The organism is Acinetobacter colistiniresistens, from assembly GCF_000413935.1.
Classification (GTDB): Bacteria; Pseudomonadota; Gammaproteobacteria; order Pseudomonadales; family Moraxellaceae; genus Acinetobacter; species Acinetobacter colistiniresistens.
The window spans coordinates 305774-324856 of the sequence record NZ_KE340378.1 but is presented as its reverse complement, the minus strand read 5'-3'; the positions used below and the strand labels follow the sequence as shown (position 1 = coordinate 324856).

Genomic DNA, 19083 nt, shown 5'->3' with positions numbered 1-19083 from the left:
TCTGAGAGACTATCCCGATGACAAAACCAAACTATACCCCCGAAATTAGAGAAAGAGCGGTTCAATTACTAATTGAATCTGAAAAAGATTATCCTTCTACTTGGGCAGCAATCACAGCTATTGCTCCTAAAATCGGTTGTACTCCTGAAACATTGCGTGTTTGGTATTTAAAGCATCTGGATCAACTAAATCCTGCCAAAGTACAACAGATATCTGACCAAGAAAAAATGAAGCAAATGGAACGTGAAATTAAAGAATTAAAACGTGCCAATGAAATTCTACGTAAAGCAGCCGCTTTTTTCGCCCAGGCGGAGCTCGACCGCCCACACAAATAATGGTGGATTTTATCCATAACAATAAAGATCGATATGGTGTTGAAGCGATTTGTAGAATTTTACCGATTGCACCTTCAACCTATTACCGAACTTTAGATCTCACTGACAATCCAGAACATCGAGCGAAACGAGATCTACATGATGAGTATCATGCTGAACAAATTAAACGAATTTGGAAAGAAAGTTCAGGTCGATATGGTGTACGTAAAGTTTGGCAAAAATTGAAACGTGAGGGTTATGTTATTGCACGTTGTACAGTTGCTCGATTGATGCAAAAGCTAGGTATACAAGGTGTTTGGCGTGGTAAGAATAAACAAACCACCCGTAACCGAGATGACCAAAAACGGGCAGATGATTTAGTGAAACGTAATTTTAATGCTGATCATCCAAACCAACTATGGGTGGGTGACTTTACGTATATTCAAACTCATTCAGGCTGGGTATATACCGCATTTGTTATTGATGTGTTCTCACGAGCAATTGTTGGATGGAAAGTATCTACACGGATGAATACAGATATGGTGCTTGATGCATTAGAGCAAGCATTGCATGATCGAGGCATGCCAAAGAATGTGATTCATCATTCCGACAGAGGTGTGCAATATCTTTCCATTCGCTATACCAATCGTTTAGAAGCAGCAAATTTACGAGCATCAGTCGGTACAACGGGTGATTCATACGATAATGCTCTGGCTGAAACGGTGAATGGCTTATACAAAACAGAGGTGATTGAATATTTAAAAGCAGATTGGCAAGGTTTAGCAGATGTACAACTTGCGACACTAAACTGGGTAGATTGGTTCAATAAAAAGCGTGTACACAGTGCACTGGGTTATGTATCGCCTTTTGAGTTTGAAGCAATGTACTATGATAAGATTAACCCGTTAGGTCAGGTGGCTTAACTTAAATAAAAAAGTCTCCGACAAACCCGGTACGGTTCAAAGTGTGTTTAAACCTTGGATCTGGATTGAGTGGTCAAAGATCGCGTTGCAAGACGCTAAGATCTTACCCGGCCCAGCATGGTTGGTGGCACAACAGTTAGACTACCTGATGCCATGGTATGACCCTGTCAAAGAAGGCAATACGCAGGATGCCGTGAATTATCTCAATAATTCACCTGCTGCAAAACGCGCTTTACAGCAAGCCGCTTAAATCTTAAATATAAAAAAAGCAGGAATGATTTCCTGCTTTTTTTTATTTCATCCAATCAACTGGACTCTGCTTCAGCTTTCTTGGCATAACGATCAACCACAACACTAATCATCATATCGCCTTGTACATTGACCACGGTGCGTACCGTATCGAGCACACGATCAATCGGCAGTAAAATTGCAATCGCTTCCGCAGGTAGACCCACCGACTGTAGCACCATGATCATGGTGACCATCCCCGCACTTGGAATCCCCGGTGCGCCTAAGGATGCAATCATGGCGGTTAAACAGACAATCAGTTGTTGGGTCAGGCTTAAGTCCAAACCCATTAAATTGGCAATAAATAACGCTGCTGCTGCCTCATACAATGCTGTTCCATCCATATTTAGCTGCGTGCCTAAGGGAATGACAAAGCCCGCAGTTTGTGGACGCACGCCCAAATTTTCCTGCGCGTACTTCATACTCAGCGGCATGGTGGCAGAACTGGAACTGGTGGCAAAGGCAGTCACCAAGGCGGCTCTCGCCCCTCTAAAAAAAGTAAGGGGATTCATGCGCCCAAAAATCCACAACAAGACTGGCAACACCACAACGCCATGAAAAATGGTTGTGCCTGTCACCACCGCGGCAAACTCAACCAAGCGACTCAACACCGACAAATCTTCAGTGGCAATCAACTTTGCCAGTAAAGCAAAAATACCAATCGGCGCAAGTTTCATCACCCAGCCCACCAGCATCATCATGATGTCAAAAAATTGTTGGCTGATATTACGCACCAGAACAAAACGCTCACCGCCTTTGACCAAAGCCACACCCACAAATAAGGCAAATACCACCACTGCCAGCACATTGCCATCACTAAAGGCTTTAAACGGATTAATTAAGGTATTCTGAATAAACGTGGTGAAGAAACTCGACGGTGTTAGCGTATCAGGGGTTTGATGACTATCCATCGCGGCTTGGAATAATTGAATATCCACACCCTTGCCCACCTCAAATAGATGCGCACAGCTGATCCCTAGAATCAAAGCCAAGGTCGTGGTGGTAAAACAACTTAATGCGGTAATCTTCCAGACTCGGCCGAATTGCCCACCGGCTTGCAAGTTGGAAACGCCAACCACAATCGAGCTAAAAATCAGGGGAACCAGCAACATTTTCAACAAGCCAATGAAAATGCTACTTAAAATACCCAAGCCATAGAGACTGTGATCAACAAATGTCGTCTGGGGATAGGCCAACAATAGAAAACCAAAGGCCACGCCAAGTATAGCTGCAATTAAAATTTGCGTATTTAAATTCATTTTATGCGATAAAGCGTTGTAACTTAGCCGTACTATGGCATGCCCATGTTGAAGAATCGAGCAATTTTTTGTCACATCCTTATGATAAAAAAAGCCATCAGAATGATGGCTTTAGTGTTGATTCATTTTTTCACTGGGTTTCAATTTCTCTGAGCCGAATCAAACCTTCTTGTACGGTACTACACACCAACTGCCCGTTTTGCCACATCCGCCCAAAGTTCAAGCCACGGGAACTGGCACTGATGGTTGCTTCCATATCGTAAAGCATCCATTCATCGGCACGTAGCGGACGATGGAAGTAAATCGTGTGATCAATGCTGGCACATTGTAAATTCGGTGAAATCCAAGACAATCCATGTGGACGCAATGCCGTGGTCATCAAGGTAAAATCCGAGTAGAAAGCAACAATGGCTTGATGCAAAGAGATCTCATCCAGATCCTGCGGAATCGCATCATGGGTCCGAATGTAATGCGCATAAAACGGCGCTTCAGGCTGTGGCTGAAACGGATTAATCAATTGCGTCGGCCTAATTTCTACATGACGTTCACGCATAAAACTGGCACGTACATTTTCAGGCACAAAATTGATCAGACTTTCTTTCAGCTCTTTTTCAGACTTCAATGCTTCAGGTGCAGGATATTCCGGCTCTTTATGCTGATAGTTCAGCCCTTCTTCCTGATTGGCAAAAGATACCATTGCAGAAAAAATGGTTCGGCCATGTTGAATCGCACGAACTTGTCGACTGGCAAAACTCTTTCCATCACGAAGTGGATCAACTTCATAAATAATCGGTGCATTGACATCGCCGCCATACAGAAAATAGGCATGTAAAGAGTGTGCAGGACGATCTGTAGTATATGACGCTGCTCTCAAGGCCTGTCCAAGCACCTGTCCACCGAATACTCGCTTGCCTACCAAATTGCGGCTATTGCCTCGAAAAATATGCTCTTCCAGCTTTTCCAGAGTCAACAGTTCTACCAATTCTTGAGTTAACGCATTCATGTAATAGTCTTCCAACATCAATGAGGAGAGATCAACCAATTCCTTTCAGGGTTGATAATTTTGATTGTGCCACAAATTCAAAGCACAATGATCAGGATAAAATGATTCATGCGTCACGTTAATGATGCATTCACAATCCCAATCTTTATTTATAACCGCTAAAAATACGATTTTTAACGATAAAATCTACCAAATACGCTATATTTTGTCAGAAAATAACATACCGTTTCATGTAAGAATATCGCAGAATGTCGTGTTCATCATGACTTGCTGTCAGGATTATTATTTAGGAGTTTGTAATGTCCAAGACTGGATTTGGTCAAATGTATCGCCAACTTTCGAGTAAGTTACTTGACCTTGTGGTAACCCCACATGTTCTTGGTGAAGTTCCTACAGAATCCACCTCAACAGAGCAAAACACAACCGATTCAAATAAACTAGTTTGCTATGTTTTACAAAATTATTCACGCAGTAATGCCTTGGTGGTCGATGGTGAAACCCGTCGGCTGCATTTAAAACCTGCGCTAGACCCCTTAAGTTTTGGCAGCTATCAGGAAAAAAACTCAGTTCTTTTTTTACATCATAACGAAAATAATTTTTTTAATACCCAAACCTTTCCTCCCCGTTTATTGCAGCTTGTTGAAGCACTTGAGCAAAACCCTGAGATTGATATTGAACTGGTTCCCGTCACCGTACTGTGGGGACGCTCTCCAGATAAAGAAGATTCTTGGTTCAAATTACTTTTCTCTGATACCTGGGCAACACCGGGCACAGTAAAACAACTCATGAACATCGGCCTGCATGGTCGCCAGTCTTATTTAGAGTTTCATGAAGCACAATCTTTACGTGAGTTGGTAGATTATGCCAAGACCAACCATCCAAATGTTTCACCAGCAACCTACATTGCAAGCTCTTTAGACACCTATTTAGATCAACAACGTGAAGTCGTGCTTGGTCCTGACTTGTCAGACCGCCGTAACGTAATGCAATCGGTAGTGAAGTCACCCGAAGTACAAGATGCCATTCGCCGTGAAAGCATTCAGCATAAAATTAGCATGCTTGAAGCTGAACGCCGTGCCATTGGCTATGTCAATGAAATTGTATCGGACTACTCTGCGTCCGCTGTCCGTTTTGCCGATATGGCCTTAACCCGTTTATGGACGCAACTCTATGACGGCGTTGAAGTACATAACTTCAGTACCATTCGTGAATTAGCCAAAGACTACGAAATTGTCTACACCCCTTGCCATCGTAGCCATATCGACTATTTATTATTGTCCTATGTTATTTATAAACGCGGTTTGATGATTCCATACATTGCTGCGGGTGATAACCTGAATCTACCATTTGTAGGTCAGTTATTGCGTGGCGGCGGCGCCTTCTTTATTCGCCGTTCTTTCCGTGGCAATGCACTTTATACTTCTGTATTCAAAGAATATTTATACAGCATTTTATCTCGCAACACCCCTATTGAGTACTTCATTGAAGGAGGGCGTTCGCGTACAGGTCGCTTATTGCCGCCAAAAACAGGCATGTTGGCCATGACCATCCAAGGTCATTTACGTGGCCCAGCAAAACCAATTGTATTTGTCCCAACTTACATTGGTTACGAGCGTCTTATGGAAGGGTCGACTTATGTCGGTGAAATGCAAGGTAAACCGAAAGAAGCAGAATCGATTTTTGGTATCGTGAAAACCTTACGTAAAATTGAGCGTATCTTTGGTAAAGTCCATGTCAACTTTGGTGAGCCCGTCTTCCTGAATGACATTTTAAAGCAGAATAATGCTGAACATCTTGTCAATGAGACACCAAGCACAACAGAAATTTCGAATGTTGTGGCAAATTCAGCCAACCTGATTTTAGAAAATATTAACCGCGCTGTGGTGATCAATCCTGTTTCGTTGTTGTCTCTCATTTTATTGGCGACCCCAAAACACACCCTTGATGAAGAGATTTGCGCCAAGCAACTGGATATCTATCGCGATTTAGCCACTCAACAACCCTACGATGAACGGACTCAAGTCACTTCATTATCGGGCAAAGAAATCGTGGCCTATGGTCTGAAACTCAAGCTGATTAAACGTGTTCAACATGTGCTCGGCGATATTATTGCGATTGAAGATAATCAGGCAGTTCTGCTCACCTATTTCCGTAATAATATTTTACATGCCTTTGTATTGCCGTCATTGGTGGCTTCTCTGGTTGAACATAACGGTAAAATCCACAAGAACGATTTGAGTAACGTGATTCGTACCTTATATCCGTTCTTAAAAGCCGAATTGTTCATGAAATGGCAAGCGAGCGACTTACAGCAGCAAATTGATAGCTATATCGATGCGTTAGTTAAAATCGGTCTGATTTTCCAAGATCATGAAGACAATTTATTTAGCCCAACGCCAAATAGTGAAGAACATCAAAAACTCGTGACCTTGGCGATGCCAGTAAAGCAGAGTTTAGAGCGTTACTACATGACTTTGGCACTGATCACGCAACGTGGTTCAGGCAATATTTCCACTAAGCAAGTGGAAGAGCTGAGTCATTTATTGGGTCAACGTCTATCTGTACTGTATGAGTTCAACTCACCTGAGTTCTTCGATAAAGCCTTATTCCAAAGCTTTATGAAAGTCCTCACACAACAAAATTATATTCGTAACAATGAAAAAGGCTTTATTGAGTACGAGGATAATTTCAGTGAGATGGCGGCTGGTGCTCAACTGGTGTTGGATGAAACCACCTTACAAATGTTGCAGCACATCACCACCTTCAGCGATGAAGAGCTGGCAGAAGCCTTAGAAGCCATGGCGTCACAACAAGCCAAACGTCGTTTAAAACGCAAAAAATCTTAAGCATAAAAAAGGCAACTTCGGTTGCCTTTTTCTTTAATGCCTATTTATTACGGCATTCCAGATATTTGGGATCATCCAAACAACGCAATCGTCTAATCAGCTCGACAAAATAGGCATCGTAATAGCCCGAATCGACATACCGCTTGCTAATCTTTAGCACCATGGCATCATAGCCCTGCTTTTCATAGCTTGAAATATCAGCCCAATAATAAGCAGGTAAATGATTTTCCCACTGAATGGCTTGCGCAGTCAGCACATTGCTATTACGTACAAACCAAGACCGTATCAGTCGACCAAAATCCACTGGATAGGCTTGTGGCCGAATCACGATATTCATCGCAAAATAAGCCATAGGAAAGTTCACCACTTGGGTTGATTCACCAAATTCTTTTTTCAAGTTATACGGCAATATCCCATAGGCAGGTGCAGCCAAAATATCAATCTTTTTCTGCTTAAACGCATCCACTGCATTAGAAAAATCAACATAGACGGGTTTGGCTCCAACACTCTGTACCAGTGCCTGCTGTGGTGGATTATTCTCCAAAATCCCAATGGTTTTATTCTTTAACTGAGACACTTTATTAATCTGTTGCGTATTCATAATCATATAGGCGGTACCAATCGGGATCATGCCAAGCACTTCATAGTTCGTGCCCACCATACGCTTTTCAACATTTTTATTATTTAATAATTGCAGGAATACACGAGCAACACGATTATTTGGAATCAATCCAATACCACCCGTTGTGCCCATAAAATGATTATAGCGATAGGTATTAAAGTTCGACGCGACCAGACCTGAACATTTACCTTGATCAAACGCCTGTATCGCCTCTCTCTCATCCTTAAAGGTTTGAAATTTCAGCTGAACTTGATTTTGTAGTGCATACAGACGAATATCTTGTAAGCGACGACTAATATCACCCTGTGTATTTAAAGGATCAAAGACACACCATGACTGCTCTATCGCCCAACTACTGCTTGTGATCAATCCAAATAGGATCATGCAAATTATTTTTCTCATGTATTACCTCTACGCCTCGCCGCAAACCATGTGCTCAATACAGGCGGTTCCTTTACGGAATGTGTTAGTATTTAATATTCAAAATACATACCAACTCTTTAAATGTTCTTTACAGTCTAATCTAATTATTCTTCATTACTATGTGCCAATAACGCCGCTGCATAGTCATTAAAGCAAATCAAATGGTCAAATCGGAATCCTGTTTTACTTAATCGGGTCGCATAAATCCGCTTGCCTGTAGGCTGTTGTGACAAGAGTTTTAAAGCAGGTAAATTTAACTGTTGCTGAAACCATAACAGAATTTCATGCATGGCTAATGGCTGATTGTTACTGACAATATAGCTCTTTTCAACTTTAGATAAGTTAATCAATAAAGCTAAAAACTTGGCCAAATCATCAATATGAATCCGATTACTAAAATGCACAGCTGGGTAGGTCTGGCTCTGTTCAGCCAATTTTTTTAATCGGACAGTTGAACTGCCATAAATTCCAGTGGGGCGAACAATAATACTTTGCTCAGGATAATGCGCTTGCCACAATAACTCCATCTTACGAAGCACATGTCCTTGTGCATCCGCAGGTCGAATCTCGGATTCATCGTCTATCCGCTCCCCCGCATTTTCACCATAGACCCGAGTTGAGGATAAAATCACAATACGCTGTACAGGATGGGTTTTGAGCGCTTCAACCATCGGCACGATAGTCTCAACATAAGTCTGCTGATAAGCCTCTATCCCACTTTGTGCAGGCGCAAGCAGTACATACACCATATCAATAGGCGGTAGCCCAGTTAAATCAAGTTGGTGAATATCCTGAAGATAATGCGTCGCGTAACAATCTGTTTTTTCACTGCTACTAATTGTGCTAATGTGGTGACCTTGCTCAAATAAGTGTTTAGCAACACGCTGAGATGTTTTACCATAACCAATAAATAAAATATGCATACACACCTTTGAGCAGAGATGACATCAGTTCAGCAATTACAAGGCGTTGGTGCTGCCGCAGCGACCCTCTTAGAAAAGCTTCATATTTTTAGCACGGATGATTTATTGTTTCATCTGCCCCGTGACTATGAAGATCGTAGCACTATTATTCCAATGAATCAGCTGGTCGTTGGGCGTAGTTATTTGCTTGAGGGCGAAGTCCGCTCAGTCGATTTCCCGCCTGGGAAAAAGAAATCCCTCGCAGCATTGCTGCAAGATGATTTTGGCAAGGTAACCTTACGCTTTTATCATATTTATAAAGGTCTCACTGATCGCATCCAAATGGGACAACGGTTACGGATTTTTGGTGAAGTCCGTGTTGGTGCACGGGGGTTAGAGTTATATCATCCTGAAATTCAGGTGATCCAGCAGCATAGCGCTTTACCGAAAACCCAACTAACCGCAATTTATCCCAGTACTGAAGGGCTGACACAGCCCAAACTGCGTGAATATGTGCGCCAAGCGCTCAAACATCATAGTGATGACCTGCCCGAATTATTGCCAAGTCAATACAGCAATGGCTATGAACTGAAACAGGCTCTACACTATATTCATGAGCCACCGATTGATGCCAATATGCTGCAACTCAATCAGGGTTCACATCCGGCACAGCAGCGTCTGATTTTTGAAGAACTGGTTGCCCATCAAATCAGCCTGCTGACACGACGTGCCTATATCCGTCAGATCGCAGCACCACGCTTTAGTAGTAGCAAAATACTCGCAAAGAAGTTATTGGAAGCACTCCCCTTTCAAATGACCAATGCACAAAAACGAGTATCTAAGGAAATCTTGCAAGACCTAAAACAGGATCAGCCAATGCTACGCTTGGTGCAGGGTGATGTCGGTGCAGGTAAAACCCTTGTTGCAGCTGTTGCAGCCTGCCATGCACTCGAAGCAGACTGGCAAGTGGCGTTAATGGCACCCACCGAAATTTTAGCTGAACAACATTATTTAAACTTCAAGCGCTGGTTTGAACCTTTAGGTATTCAGGTCGCATGGCTGTCTGGTAAACAAAAAGGCAAAGCCCGAACGCTCGCCGAACAACAAATTAAAGAAGGTCACGCCCAACTGATTGTCGGAACCCATGCCTTGTTCCAAGACACGGTTGGATTCTCCAAACTTGGCTTGGTAATCATTGATGAACAACATCGTTTTGGTGTTGACCAACGGCTTGCCTTACGCAATAAAGGCGCTGACCAGTTTACGCCACATCAACTGGTGATGACCGCAACCCCAATTCCTCGGACACTGGCCATGAGTGCCTATGGTGACCTCGACACCTCTATTATTGACGAACTGCCACCCGGCCGTACCCCTATTCAAACCGTGACCATTCCGCTAGATCGGCGTGAACAGGTATTACAACGCATCGCCACAAATTGTCGTGAAGGTAAGCAGGCCTATTGGGTCTGTACCTTGGTCGAACAGTCTGAAACTTTGGATGCACAAGCCGCAGAAGCCACCTATCAGGAAATTAAAGAACGCTTTCCAGACATCAACATCGGGCTGGTCCACGGCAAAATGAAAGCGGATGAAAAGCAAGCTGTGATGCAGGCTTTTAAAAATAATGAATCACAACTGTTAATCGCCACCACAGTGATTGAAGTCGGGGTCGATGTGCCCAATGCATCGATTATGATCATTGAAAATGCCGAGCGTTTAGGCCTTTCGCAACTGCATCAATTGCGAGGTCGAGTGGGGCGTGGTGCAACTGCTAGCTTCTGCGCCCTGCTCTATAAGACGCCTTTATCTCAAAATGGTCAGGAACGGCTTTCAATATTACGTGAAAGTAATGATGGCTTTGTGATTGCAGAAAAAGATCTGGAGATTCGAGGTCCGGGGGAATTACTCGGCACCAAACAAACCGGAGATATGGGTTTTCGGGTCGCTCGCTTAGAACGGGATGACCACTTACTCACGCAAGCACATTATGTGGCTGAACAGATCCTGAAAGACTATCCGCAACATGCCGATGGCCTACTCAAACGCTGGCTACCTGAAGCCCCAAGATATGCTTATGTTTAAACGCCTCAAGACATCAGCCCAACAGTTGTTTGATTATTTCACCCCATGCAGTCTGTGTGATATTGGGATAAAACGGCACTTTGGAGTTTGTCAAAGCTGTTGGCAACAACTACCGTGGTTAAAACAATCGATTGAGCGTCATCAACAACAGATCTTCGTCGCCTGCCATTATGACTATCCGATTGACCGGATGATTCAACAATTCAAATACGAGCAGAAACTACAGCATCAACGCTTATTGAGCGGGTTATTGCTGCAACTGCAACTGCCCAAAATTCATGCCATTGTGCCGATGCCCATTTCAACTGATCGCTTAGCAGAACGCGGCTTTAATCAAGCCCTTTTGCTGGCCCAAGCCATAAGCAAGCACTTGAATGTGCCAATCTGGCAACCTGTACAACGCTTGGCCCAGCACTCACAAAAAGGCTTGTCACGATTAGAGCGACTAGAAAATATCGAACAGCAATTTATTGCAGCAGCACCGAATCAGATTCGTTATCGTCGCGTCCTGATTGTCGATGACGTCGTCACGACAGGCAGTTCAATCAGTGCTTTATCTGAGGTTTTAAAACAGCTCGGCTGCCAACACATTTACAGTGCCTGTGTAGCAGCCGCCCAAATTAAACACACACGTTCATTCGGTGCCGCAGACACCATGGAATCACAACTTCTTTAGTTAAAGGCGCCAATATGGTGGTTTGATCATCCAAGTCAATCCATTTCATTTCTGCAATTTCTGCAGCAATTTGGGGTGCCTGTTTTAATTCAACTGCATATACATAACTCACCAAGATATGCCCAGGTTCATTGGCCGCAGCGGTTTCAAATTGCCCAATAAATTGCTGAATCTCAGATTCACAGCCAATTTCCTCCAAAATCTCACGTTGCATCGTGATCTCGGGGGCTTCATCAGCTTCAAGCTTCCCGCCCACCTGCATAAAAGCGTGAGTATGCTGCTTCCGAACTAACAACAATTGATTTTGTTCATTCAAAATGACAGCTGCTGCCACAGTTATGGTTTTCACAAATTGCTCCTCAGGCCTGAATTTCAGTCGTTGACATCCATTTTGGTGTCACAGGCTGGTAAGTCGAGAATGCAGCAAGAATCACTTCAATCTGTTCTGCCACAATCAAGGTATCCACAAAACGGGCCTGACTAAAACCACGATCTACAGAGCCTTGGATCATTTTAATCAAGTCGTCGTAAAAACCATCAACATTTAAAAATGCACAAGGTTTTTGATGAATCCCCAACTGACTCCACGTCCATTGTTCAAAAATTTCTTCCAAGGTTCCTGCACCTCCAGGCAATGCCACAAAAGCATCCGATAATTCAGCCATTTTGGTTTTACGCTCATGCATATTATTGACAATATGCAACTCGGTTAAGCCTTGGTGTGCCAGCTCACGATCAACCAGTGCATTTGGAATCACACCAATGACGCGACCACCAGCCTGCAACGCACTATCAGCCACCACACCCATCAAGCCCGAACGACCACCGCCGTAAACCAAGGTTTTTCCTTGTGCTGCAATGGCCTGACCCGTTGCTTGTGCCATGTGTTGATAAATTGGATCATTACCAAGAGAAGAACCACAGAAAATACAGATTGAATTCATATCATTAAAACCGTTTTATATAACTGTCATGCTGATAAAGTAGGCTATGTAACAAAATTTTTGTGAAAATAACGTTTAGGCAAGTGTTTTTCATCTCATCCTTGTCTAAAATACATGCTTTCGGTAACAGACTGAAACTTTACCTGGACTGCGCAAGGAAAAAAGACATGCTTGAAGCCTTTTATGCCACAGAGCGCGGTAGTCTTGAAGACGCAACCATCAACGGAAGTTTCGACCTCCATCCTGATTTGGTTTGGATCGATCTTATTGCTCCATCACAAGAAGAACAACAATGGATCTTTGATGCTTATGAGCGAAACCTACCCACATTAAAGTCACTAGAAGACATCTCCTCATCTGCACGATTTTACCGCGATGATGATGGAATTCTACATATCAGCACATATTTTTTAACAAAGAATAAAAATTTACAGTCTGACCGTGAACAGGATGATCTCGAGAATACACTCGCAGCAACCGTGCATACCGTCGCCTTTTTGCTCGATAAAAAACAACTCATCACCTTGCGTGGTGAAAAGCTTGTCGCCTTTCGCGCCTTCCGGGCTAGAGCAAGGCGTAATGACTACAGTATCGATTACAAAGAACCGGTCTGGATTTTATTGGGCCTACTTGAGTCCAAACTCGATGAGCTTTCAGACATTCTGGAAGATACGCATAAATATCTAGAAGAATATTCTGCCGAGGTTCTAAACGATCATCATCGTGAACAAATTCTAGATCTAGACGATATGATTACACGACTGGCACATCAAGAAGATATGTTAGGAAAAGCACAGCTCTGTCTTACTGACCTTCGCCGTGTCTTATCTTTCTTATCCCGGCCACGTGCTTTAGGCAGTCATATTTACGATGCTGATATTCGGGAAATGAGTGAGGATGTTCGCTCCCTGCTAGAGCACAACACCTTCTTATTTCAAAAACTCAAATTCTTACTGGATATTACCACTGGTTTTGCCAATACCGAGATGAATGAAACTTTTAAACGTTTCTCTATTTTACCCAGCATGCTTGCACCTCCCATGCTGATCGCCAGTATCTATGGTATGAACACTGAAGTTTTGCCTTTTGCACATGGAGCCACCAGTTTTGGAATTGTCATTACTTTAGTACTGACCTTCTTAATTGGGCCAACCATTTATTTCCGTTGGAAAAAGTGGATTTAATAAAAAAAGCACCTAATGGTGCTTTTTTTAGGTCTACAAGATTGTGATTAAATGAGCTTCAAATCATCTTGTAAATGGCAAGCCTGAATAATATTCAGCATTTTCTCAGACACATTTTTAAAATGCAGCCCTTTATTGTCTGGTGTTTGACGCAACCATTGCACCAATACCGCCAAAGATAAAGTATTACCTTGTTCTAACTGAGACAAATCAACCACTAAAGGAAAATTCTTATGTTGTTGAATATGCTTTAAGCCAGCCTGATAAATCTGTTCTGCATTGGCAAAATTAATCGTTTTCGAAACGATAAGTTGCTGATCAATATACTGAATCACCCGTCACCTACTTACTTTTTGCTAACAGCAGCATCTGCATCTGGTTTAAATGTTGCAATCGCTTTATTGATATCACCGCCACTACGTTGCACTGTTGCAGCAAACTGATTGCGGAATTGCAAACCTAAATCAATACCAGACACATTGATATTACGTACTTTCCACTGACTACCGTTGTCGGTTAACTGGAACGATACAGGAATTTTCTCGCCATTATGCAAGAAGTCCAAAGTCACCACAGGATTCTTACTGTTGGTCGATTTAAACGGACGCATGGTGTAGCTTTCATTGGTATATTTCGCAAAAGCACCGCCATAGTTCTCAATAATCACTGCACGGAAGTTCTGCTCAAACTGAGCACGCTGTGCGGCAGTGGTATATTGGTTATTCGCGTATGTCCCTAATACGATACGTGTAAACGCTTGTGAGTCTACATACGGATCAAGATTTTGGCGAATAATCGTTCTCACCAACGCTGGGTTGTTCTGTAATTTGGCATTATCTGCCTTTAAACGTGTAATTAAACCATCCGCCACACGCTTCACAAAATCAGGTGGTGTTTCAGTTGGTGCTGCAAATGCTGCACTTGCAAGCATTGTTGATAATACGCTTGCTGTTAGCGTTTGTTTCAATAATGTATTCACTTCAATCTCCTAATCTGAATTACTCAACAAATGAAGGTTCCGCATTCGCAGTAGCTGAATGCGAGCTTGAGCCTTCGGTCGTTGTTGAGCTAGATGTAGCTTTAGCAGCACCACCAGTAATAAATTTGCTGATTAAATCTTCTAAATCCATTGTACCCTGAGTATTTGAAACCATTTCACCACGCTTCAGGTAATTGATCCCGCCGCCTGGCACAACTTTCAAATATTTCTCACCTAACAGGCCATTGGTTGCAACCATGATATAAGCATCATCATCCAGAGTTGTAATGGAGGTCATGTTAGCAATAAGTTGCTGTTCCATTTCTTTTTGTTTCGCAGCATCAGCTTGTTGATAATCAGAGCTGTAATGCAATTCTTCAAGTGCATTCTTCTGAACTTCTTTAAGCTGTTCTGGATTAAAGCTGGTCAACTTACCATCCAAATCAAATTTCACTGTTGCTAAACGTGTCACAGGATCCAATGTAATCGATTCAACGCGACCAATGGTCACACCACTCATCGTCACTTTTGCACGTGGTTTTAAACCATTTACGTTATCAAACTGCGCTGTCATGCTATAGCTATCACGTAAATTAGTACCCACTAAGCCACTGACTTTCATCGCAAGAAAAAATAGAGCGATACCGAAGATAATGACAAAAATACCTACGGCCAGCTCACTAGTACGTGATTTCATTAAATCCCTCCGAACATGACCGCAGTCAACACGAAATCAAAACCTAATACACAAAGAGAGGAATATACGACTGTTCTGGTCATCGCAGTTGCAATCCCTTCTGGTGTTGGGTCACAAGCATAACCTTGATAAACCGCTACCCATGTACAAATTAAAGCAAAGACAATACTTTTGATGATGGTGCCATTGAAGATGTCATGCCAGAATTGCACACTGTTTTGCATTCCACTCCAAAACGAACCTTCATCGGCACCTAAAAAATCAACACCCACCAGCTTGCCACCAACAATACCAATAGTTGCAAAAATCACGGTGAGCATCGGCAAACTGACGATCCCCGCCCATAACCGTGGTGACACGATTTGTCGAAGTGGATCAACCCCAATCATTTCCATACTGGCAAGTTGTTCACTCTGTTTCATGGAACCAATTTCAGCCGTTAAAGCTGAACCTGCCCGCCCCGCAAATAATAACGCGGCAACAACTGAAGCCAATTCACGCAGGAGTGTTAATGAAATTGCCGTACCGAGCATTGCCTCGCTACCAAATGTCACAAGAATGCTATACATCTGTAAGCCAAGAACAGCGCCGATAAATAAACCTGAAACTGCAATAATCAGCAGGGACATGACCCCTACACGATACATCTGATAAATAAAGCGCTGAAAACCACCTTTCGATGGCATAGAAAATAAAACTTGCAGGAGCATCAATGCCGCAGCACCAATCCCCTTTATCCGCTCAATAACGAGTCTACCTAACCAGGCAATCGCATTCATGGACGAACCTCGTTATCTAAATATGCTTGGTGAGTAAATTGATATTCAACAGGGCCCTCAGCCGAACCTGTCAAAAACTGCCGAACAAAAGGAGAAGCATGATTTTTTAATTGTTCAGGTGAACCTTCGCCCTGAATTTTTCCTTCTGCAACCACATAAATATAATCGGCAATTGAAAGCGTCTCTGCAACATCATGTGAAACAATAATGGTCGTCAAATCCAGAGCTTCGCGTAAAGAACGAATTAAACGCGTTAAGACCCCCATTACAATCGGGTCTTGGCCCGCAAAAGGCTCATCATACATAATCAATTCAGGATCAAGTGCAATCGCACGTGCCAATGCTACACGACGGTTCATACCGCCTGATAGCTCCGATGGCATCAATTTCTCAGCCCCTCGCAAACCAACTGATTCCAGTTTTAAGGCAACCAGTTCTGCAATCAGGTGCTCAGGCAATTGGGTATGTGCGCGAATCGGAAAGGCAACATTTTCATAGGCAGACATATCGGTAAATAATGCCCCACTCTGAAATAGCATGCCCATACGTGCACGCGCAGCGAACAACTCATGACGAGACATGGCCGCAATATTTTTACCGTCAAGCAGGACTTCACCTTGGTCAGGACTGAGTTGTCCACCAATCAAACGCAATAAAGTTGTCTTACCCGTACCCGACGGTCCCATAATGGCAGTAATTTGACCACGTCGAATTTTAAGACTGATATCGTCATAAATGACGCGTTCTCCTCGATTAAAGCTCAAGTTTTTAACTTCAATTAAGGCTTCGCTATCGAGAGGAGATTTGTTATTCATAATGGCATTCATTCCTGCACTTTTTATGCACGCATACTATACACTGAAACATTAAACGCTTGTTTTTATTTTGATAAACGATGTATCAAGATTATTTAATTTATGTAGTTATTCTTTGAAACGGTTTGGTTTATTGTATGTTGTGAACTCACCTTATACGTGTCTGAATGATTGGTATCAAAAAGCGCATAAGCAAAAAATAAGCCATTACAGAGCATCAAAATGACAAATAGACACGGCAATCCTTCACTACACATGAAAGACCACGTTTGACTCAAAAGACTGTTATTTTGCTCAATCTTATTCATTTCTTATATAAAGTTTGAATTAGTACACATTTTTTAGATTTTACATGACTGAGACAAAATAAAAAAGCCAGTTTTTCAACTGGCTTCTTGTTTTTATCGGTTTTTAACGATTAAAAATCGTTTTTGCGACGACGGTCGCCACCGAAAGTTTCTTCACGTGAACTACGCGCTGGACGGTCATCGCTACCAAACTTACGTTTTGGACGATCATCACCACCGAAGCTGCGTTTTGGACGGTCATCACCGAAGCTACGCTTTGGACGGTCGCCGAAGCCACCTTCACGTTGTGGACGATCACCAAAATCACGTTTTGGACGGTCACCGAAGCTACCTTCACGACGTGGTTTGTAGTCTACACGGTTGCCACGGTTGTCATCATTCGAATCAAAACGTGGTTTATCATTGAAGCCACCTTCACGACGTGGACGGTCAGAGTTGAACTCGCGACGTGGACGGTCTTCACCACCGAAGCTACGCTTTGGACGATCATCAAAACCACCTTCACGACGTGGGCGATCTGAATTGAACTCGCGGCGCGGACGGTCTTCAAAACCACCTTCACGGCGTGGACGATCAGAGTTGAACTCGCGACGTGGACGGTCTTCGAAACCACCTTCACGGCGTGGACGATCTGAATTAAATTCGCGACGTGGACGGTCTTCACCACCAAATGATGGACGTTCGCCACGAGGTTTGTCATCGAAGCTACGACGTGGACGATCATCACCGCCTTCACGACGTTTGAAGTTACCTTCACCTTCAAAACGACGACCACCGCCGAAACCACCACGACCACGACCGCCGCCATCACGACCACCGCGACCACGACCACCACCATCACGACCTGAACGTGCAGGAGGTGGAGATGGCTCTAAACCTTCGATTTCAGATACATTTAAACGTGCATCTAAGTAATCTTCTAAAGCACGGATTTTACCACGCTCACGATAGGTTGCTAAAGTCACAGCTTGACCTGTACGACCCGCACGACCTGTACGACCAATACGGTGTACATAGTCTTCGTTTTTCATCGGTAAACCGAAGTTAATTACGTGTGAAATTGTTGGTACGTCTAAACCACGTGCTGCTACGTCAGTTGCAACCAAGATTTTTGCACGACCTTCACGGATGCTGCGTAAACGACGGTTACGCACTGTTTGTGGCATCGCACCATGCAACGCAACAACAGAGTGACCTGCTTCAGCCAACTCTTCAGCCAGCATATCAGTATCTTCTTGGGTGCTTGCAAACACAACAGCTTGGTCTACTGACTCATCAGACAACCAATGTGTTAATAATTTTTTCTTGTGTTCAAAACCATCAGTCCAATGTAATGTTTGCGTTACATCAGTGTTGGTGCTGTGACCCGTTTCAATCGCAATACGTTGTGGATCATTCATCATGCGTTCAGCAAGACGGATAATACGATCTGCAAAAGTTGCAGAGAACATCAACGTTTGGTTACGGTTAGCAGCTAATTCACCAATCGCTTCTAAATCTTCAGCAAAGCCAAGATCAAGCATACGGTCAGCTTCGTCAACGATTAAAGATTCAACTTTATCAAGCTTTAATTGACGACGGTTTACAAGATCAAGTAAACGACCTGGAGTCGCAACAACTACTTGCGCACCTTTAAGCTGTTGGATTTGTTTACCAAAAGGCATACCACCCATAATTGCAGCAATACGAACACCTTTCATGTGACGTACAAATGCAATCGCGTCTTGGCTAACTTGTTGAGCCAATTCACGTGTAGGAGAGATAACTAAAATTGTCGGCTGGGTTACAGCTTTCATGCGCTCTTTAAATGGCACGAAAGTTTCCTGACCCGCTAACGCGTTTAATGTAGGAAGTAAGAATGCTGCTGTTTTACCAGAACCAGTCTGGCTTGAAACCAATAAATCTTTTCCTTCTAACGCAGCTGGAATCGCTTGTTCTTGCACAGGAGTTGGCGTAGTAAAACCCAAACCTTCTAGGGCTTGTTGTAAAGTTTCGTGCAAAGAAAATTCGGCAAAAGTTTTGCTCATAGAGAGTTT

General features: G+C 43.1%; 17 protein-coding genes, 1 pseudogene and 1 other annotated feature. Of the genes and pseudogenes, 6 read left to right on the top strand and 12 right to left on the bottom strand.

The annotated features are described in order from the left end of the window. Window positions 1–17: 17 nt before the first annotated feature. Together F907_RS13865 and F907_RS0117865 are read left to right on the top strand one after the other, a co-directional pair. Window positions 18–1237 (top strand): IS3-like element ISAba19 family transposase gene (locus F907_RS13865; RefSeq protein ID WP_087486619.1). Its coding sequence is split into 2 segments (ribosomal slippage): window positions 18–294 and window positions 294–1237, totalling 1221 coding nucleotides; the frame shifts between segments, so codons are not numbered across the junction. After that, window positions 293–409: a sequence feature (AL1L pseudoknot), on the top strand. It overlaps the preceding gene by 117 nt. A 40-nt stretch (window positions 1238–1277) precedes the next feature. Continuing rightward, a pseudogene (locus F907_RS0117865) lies at window positions 1278–1487 on the top strand (metal-dependent hydrolase); the annotation flags it as partial. 55 nt (window positions 1488–1542) lie between these two features. Here F907_RS0117865 and F907_RS13870 read toward each other — a convergent pair. Beyond that, complete coding sequence (locus F907_RS13870; RefSeq protein WP_016651514.1) at window positions 1543–2784, bottom strand: dicarboxylate/amino acid:cation symporter; 1242 nt, start codon at window positions 2782–2784, stop codon at window positions 1543–1545. 130 nt (window positions 2785–2914) lie between these two features. Continuing rightward, entirely contained in the window at window positions 2915–3787 is an 873-nt protein-coding gene (locus tag F907_RS13875; RefSeq protein ID WP_005238548.1) for an acyl-CoA thioesterase, read from the bottom strand. Between the two features lie 299 nt (window positions 3788–4086). Between F907_RS13875 and plsB the strand changes: the two genes are divergently transcribed. Then, complete coding sequence (gene plsB / locus F907_RS13880) at window positions 4087–6633, top strand: glycerol-3-phosphate 1-O-acyltransferase PlsB (RefSeq protein ID WP_016651513.1); 2547 nt, start codon at window positions 4087–4089, stop codon at window positions 6631–6633. 40 nt (window positions 6634–6673) lie between these two features. On the opposite strand, the gene F907_RS13885 is transcribed toward plsB, so the two are convergent. Next, window positions 6674–7657 carry a putative solute-binding protein gene (locus F907_RS13885; RefSeq protein ID WP_016651512.1) on the bottom strand — a complete coding sequence of 328 codons (984 nt, stop codon included), beginning with the start codon at window positions 7655–7657 and terminating at the stop codon, window positions 6674–6676. 125 nt (window positions 7658–7782) lie between these two features. Continuing rightward, on the bottom strand, window positions 7783–8601 hold the full coding sequence (locus F907_RS13890) for an NAD-dependent epimerase/dehydratase family protein (RefSeq protein ID WP_016651511.1): 819 nt from the start codon (window positions 8599–8601) through the stop codon (window positions 7783–7785). A gap of 18 nt (window positions 8602–8619) precedes the next feature. Here F907_RS13890 and recG point away from each other — a divergent pair, with 18 nt between their 5' ends. After that, the gene (gene recG, locus F907_RS13895) at window positions 8620–10665 is read left to right on the top strand and encodes an ATP-dependent DNA helicase RecG (RefSeq protein ID WP_016651510.1); all 2046 of its coding nucleotides are present in this window, start codon (window positions 8620–8622) and stop codon (window positions 10663–10665) included. Continuing rightward, a complete protein-coding gene (locus tag F907_RS13900) occupies window positions 10658–11341 on the top strand; it encodes a ComF family protein (RefSeq protein ID WP_171068366.1) in 684 nt (227 codons plus the stop codon). The genes recG and F907_RS13900 overlap by 8 nt, the downstream gene beginning before the upstream one ends. Here F907_RS13900 and F907_RS13905 read toward each other — a convergent pair. Then, complete coding sequence (locus F907_RS13905; RefSeq protein ID WP_016651508.1) at window positions 11286–11690, bottom strand: NUDIX hydrolase; 405 nt, start codon at window positions 11688–11690, stop codon at window positions 11286–11288. The genes F907_RS13900 and F907_RS13905 overlap by 56 nt on opposite strands. Before the next feature lie 10 nt (window positions 11691–11700). Then, window positions 11701–12285: an LOG family protein gene (locus tag F907_RS13910; RefSeq protein WP_005276047.1), complete on the bottom strand. Its 585-nt coding sequence runs from the start codon at window positions 12283–12285 to the stop codon at window positions 11701–11703. Window positions 12286–12452: 167 nt separating this feature from the next. Between F907_RS13910 and F907_RS13915 the strand changes: the two genes are divergently transcribed. Then, window positions 12453–13469, top strand: coding sequence for a CorA family divalent cation transporter (locus tag F907_RS13915; RefSeq protein WP_005238533.1), 1017 nt, complete (start codon window positions 12453–12455; stop codon window positions 13467–13469). Window positions 13470–13516: 47 nt separating this feature from the next. Here F907_RS13915 and F907_RS13920 read toward each other — a convergent pair whose 3' ends face one another. From F907_RS13920 to F907_RS13945, 6 genes are all read right to left on the bottom strand, one after another. Next, window positions 13517–13804 (bottom strand): STAS domain-containing protein, encoded by a 288-nt coding sequence (locus tag F907_RS13920; protein WP_005238532.1) that lies wholly within the window; start codon window positions 13802–13804, stop codon window positions 13517–13519. Window positions 13805–13815: 11 nt separating this feature from the next. After that, window positions 13816–14448, bottom strand: a complete 633-nt coding sequence (locus F907_RS13925) for an MlaC/ttg2D family ABC transporter substrate-binding protein (RefSeq protein WP_005276044.1) — start codon at window positions 14446–14448, stop codon at window positions 13816–13818. Between the two features lie 19 nt (window positions 14449–14467). Then, complete coding sequence (gene mlaD / locus F907_RS13930; protein WP_005276041.1) at window positions 14468–15145, bottom strand: outer membrane lipid asymmetry maintenance protein MlaD; 678 nt, start codon at window positions 15143–15145, stop codon at window positions 14468–14470. Further along, complete coding sequence (gene mlaE, locus F907_RS13935) at window positions 15145–15924, bottom strand: lipid asymmetry maintenance ABC transporter permease subunit MlaE (RefSeq protein ID WP_005276038.1); 780 nt, start codon at window positions 15922–15924, stop codon at window positions 15145–15147. The genes mlaD and mlaE overlap by 1 nt, the downstream gene beginning before the upstream one ends. Then, a complete protein-coding gene (locus F907_RS13940; protein WP_016651507.1) occupies window positions 15921–16739 on the bottom strand; it encodes an ABC transporter ATP-binding protein in 819 nt (272 codons plus the stop codon). Before F907_RS13940 ends, mlaE begins: the two co-directional genes overlap by 4 nt. 418 nt (window positions 16740–17157) lie before the next feature. Beyond that, window positions 17158–19074, bottom strand: a complete 1917-nt coding sequence (locus F907_RS13945) for a DEAD/DEAH box helicase (protein ID WP_016651506.1) — start codon at window positions 19072–19074, stop codon at window positions 17158–17160. Window positions 19075–19083 lie beyond the last annotated feature (9 nt).